General features: G+C 71.7%; 1 protein-coding gene and 1 pseudogene. Both read right to left on the reverse strand.

Annotated features, from left to right (window positions below; all coding sequences use genetic code 11):
- Nucleotides 1–2748 (reverse strand): hypothetical protein (locus GTQ99_RS21235; RefSeq protein WP_166617687.1); only part of this gene is annotated, 2748 nt, incomplete at its 3' end.
- A gap of 69 nt (nt 2749–2817) precedes the next feature.
- Nucleotides 2818–3425: pseudogene (locus GTQ99_RS21240) on the reverse strand (hypothetical protein); the annotation flags it as partial.

A 3425-nucleotide genomic window follows, 5' to 3' on the forward strand; every position in this document is an offset into this window, starting at 1 on the left:
CGCCGCATCCACGCGCAGCTCGATGCCCACCGCCCGCCCGGCCAGGTGCGACAGGTCGGCGCTGAGGTGGTCCAGGGAGCCGGTGTAGCTCTTGTGGTGGTCGATGACGGCGTTCCACGTGCGGCGCCCGTCGTCGAGAGTGTGGTGCTCGAAGACCATGAAGCGCACCCCGTCGCTGCCGGCTGCTCCCTGGCGGAAGCCCACCGACGCCTGCAGGCGTGCCCCGGCGGGCAGGGTGACGTCCGGCAGCCAGCCCTTGATGGTGCCCTGCTGCACCCAGCGCGGGTGCGTCCACAGCGCCAGCACGTCCTGGCCGTCCTCGGTGCGCAGCACGTGCCGGCGCACGAAGCCGCGCGCATCGCCGTCGTTGCCGTCGAAGGGCAGCTCGGCCATCTCGGCGGTGTTGCCGAGGGTGTCGCTCAGGCGGGCGCTGGCCCAACGGCCGGCCGCGGCCAGCGTCATCAGGTCGATCTCCGGTGCGCTGCGGCCGGGCACGGCGGGGATGATCGCCCGGTGCGTCGTGATGGCGTCGAAGGGCACCTGCAGGCTGGCGCCGGCGGCGATCCAGCGATCGATCGGGCGCTGGGTGATCATGCGGGCGTACTCGGCGGCGTCCGCGGTGCGCAGGAAGGCGCACACGTCGATCGCCGCGAGTTGCCAGTCGGGGGCGATGACGGTGCCGATGGCATCCAGCAGGCGGCTGCGCTCGTTGATGGTGCGCTCGTCGTAGCCGCGGGCGAAGTCGTCGCGCAGCCGGCGGCGCTCATCGCTGCTCTCGCTGTCGTTCTCCCACATCTGCACCGCGAAGACCAGCCCGCCGTAGCGGGGGACGTCGACCTGCGCGCGGTAGCGGATAGCGCGGCTCTCGCCGCTGTCGACGCGGGTGAAGACCGGTGAGAGCCACGGCAGGCTCTGTCCTGCGGCGGGGCTGCTGAGCAAGGTGATCAAGAACGGCTCGTCGTCGTAGAGGCCCGGTGCCTGATCGATCGTGCTCTCCCGGTCGCAGCGCAGGGTGTCCAGCTCCACGCTGGCGCGCAGGCCGCCGGCGGTGGGGATCGCCGACAGGCGCCCGCTGAGGGTGTAGACGCCTTCGGCGCGCCCGTCGACGTGCAGGCGCAGCGGGCGCGGGCCCTGGGCGGCGATCGCCGACAGCTCACTCCAGCTCGCGGTCACCTTCTGGGTGCCGATGTAGTCGGCGTGGCCGCCGATGAGGGTCAGCAGCACGTCCAGGACGTCGTCGACGACGTCGGAGGCGATGCGGGTGAAGTCCGCCCACGCGGCGCGCACCACGTCCACGGCGTGGGTGGCGTTGTTGCGCAGCACCAGGCTGCCGGGACGCTGGGGGAAGGGACCGAGCACGTAGCTGTCGCGGCTGCCGCGCTCGAAGTCGTTGTGCTCCAGCAACCGGAAGTCGCCCAGGCCACCCTCCGGGGTGCGCTCACGCATGCGGTCCAGGCGGAAGGTGCGACCGTCGACGACGGCGTCGATGTCGGAGTCGGTGCCGGTGCCGGTGCCCGCGAAGGTGTCCTGCCCGGTGCTCAGCTCCAGGCGCAGGTACCAGCCTTCGGCGGAGCCGTCCGGCGGCGGTGGGTAGGCGCCGGCGCTGAGGAACTCGAAGGGAGCCCGCCAGGTCTGCTCGAACTGGGCAAGGTCGTCGGGGTAGCTGGTCAGCGCCTCACCCAGCTCACCGGGGATGGGCGGCGCCGGCGTCCCGGCGCGCTCCTGCTGGCGGACCTCGCTCCAGAAGCCGGCCAGCCCCGCGGCCTCCATGGTCGCCGTCAGCCGCTGCAGCCAGGCGCGGCTGTGCTCCTCGGCGCGGGAGCGGGCCAGCTCGAAGAGCTCCTCGGCGCTGATGCTGCGCCCGGCGGGGGTCAGGGTGCGCTGCTGCATGCTCAGCTGAGCCATCCACGGGCTGTCCAAGGCGATGCCGACGGGCTCGATGTAGATGATGCCCTCGGGGATCGTCACGCCGGCAACCTCCTGGGTGCCGCCCGGGCTCGCGGCGTCCTGGCAGGCGCGCCACTGCCGGCACATCGAGGAGGTGGACAGCGGGGAGTAGGGCGAGCAGACGGCGTTCATCAAGGCGGCCGGCAGCTTGGCCATGATGCTGCAGGCCAGGGAGTACTTGCCGTGGTGGGCGAAGGCGGCGGCCTCGTTCTCCTCGTAGGTGCCGGTGAACAGGTGCAGGCTGTGCCGGTCGGGCAGGTCCGGGTTGGCGGGGGAGTCCCAGTGGTAGCGGCTGCGGACCTCGTCGTCGACCCAGTTGGAGTGCGAGTAGAAGTCCTGCAGCGCGTGCAGGCCGGTGCCGACGATGTTGCGGGCGGCGGCGACGTCGTTGCGCTCGGCCGCCCACAGCAGGCCCGCGACGGTGCCCGCCTGGTAGCGGGTCCACATGATCTCGATCTGGCGGGTGGAGTTGAGGTCGTCGAAGTGCAGCTTGGTCAGCTCGCGCTGGTGCACCAGGGCGCTGCGGAAGCGGGGCAGGCCGCCGCCGGCCCACCACAGCGGGTTGTACAGGTAGCTGTCGACGAAGTCGGCGTGCCAGGCCAGTGCGGCGGAGGCGCTGGTGGTGTCGGTGTGCTCACCGGTGCCCGCCCAGCCGGCGCCCACCGCGGGTGCTGTCTGCGCAGGGGGCGTCGCGGCGGCCTTGCGGGTGATCATTTCGTGGTACCACTCGTCGCCCTTGACGGGGTCCTTGCCGCCGAACGTCAGCTGCGTGGCGCCGAGCACTCCCAGGATCGACAACATGTCTGCTCCTCCTCGCCCCTCAAGCCATTACCACGGACCTTCTCGCTGCGATCTCGTCGTCGGAAACGCTCATAACTCGGGCTGGGCGCGCCACACGGCAGCGGGAGTCGGCTCGTTCACGACGAAGGACTCTCCTCGTTCGGCTGCTGCGCAGGCGTCGGTGCCGGTCCACCGCCTGGCGAGCTCCATGAGCTCCTCGGTACGGCGGCGCTGCCAGCGCAGTGCAGTCCCGGCGCTCGCGCTGCTCGTGCTGCTCGTGCGCTGGTCGCCGGCGTCCGCGCCGCTCACGGCTGCGCCGTCGGCGATCTGCTGGTAGGGGATCGTCGCAGGCTGCACCCGATCGTCGTAGGCGCGGCGCAAGCTGGTGAGGTGTCGCTCGGTCATGGCCATCAGCGCGTGGTAGCGCACTGCGCGCTGCTGCGCCCAACCCCTGGCGGGCGGCCTGGCGTAGGCGGCCAGCAGCAGGTCGGCGGCCCGGTGCCCGTAGTCGATGAGCTCGCCGATCAGCTCCTTGCTCATGTTCAGGTTGAGCCCGCCCTGCTCAGGGGTGAGCAGCACCGAGACGATGCGGTCCCGGTAGCCCGGCATGCGCATCTGCTCGCTGTCCACCCAGTTCTGCATGGTGCGGGCGATGGCGCTGACGAAGGCCGGCAGGGAGCGCGGACCGCCGTCCTCCA

The sequence above is a fragment of the Kineococcus vitellinus genome (genome assembly GCF_009906315.1).
Taxonomy (GTDB): Bacteria; Actinomycetota; Actinomycetes; order Actinomycetales; family Kineococcaceae; genus Kineococcus; species Kineococcus vitellinus.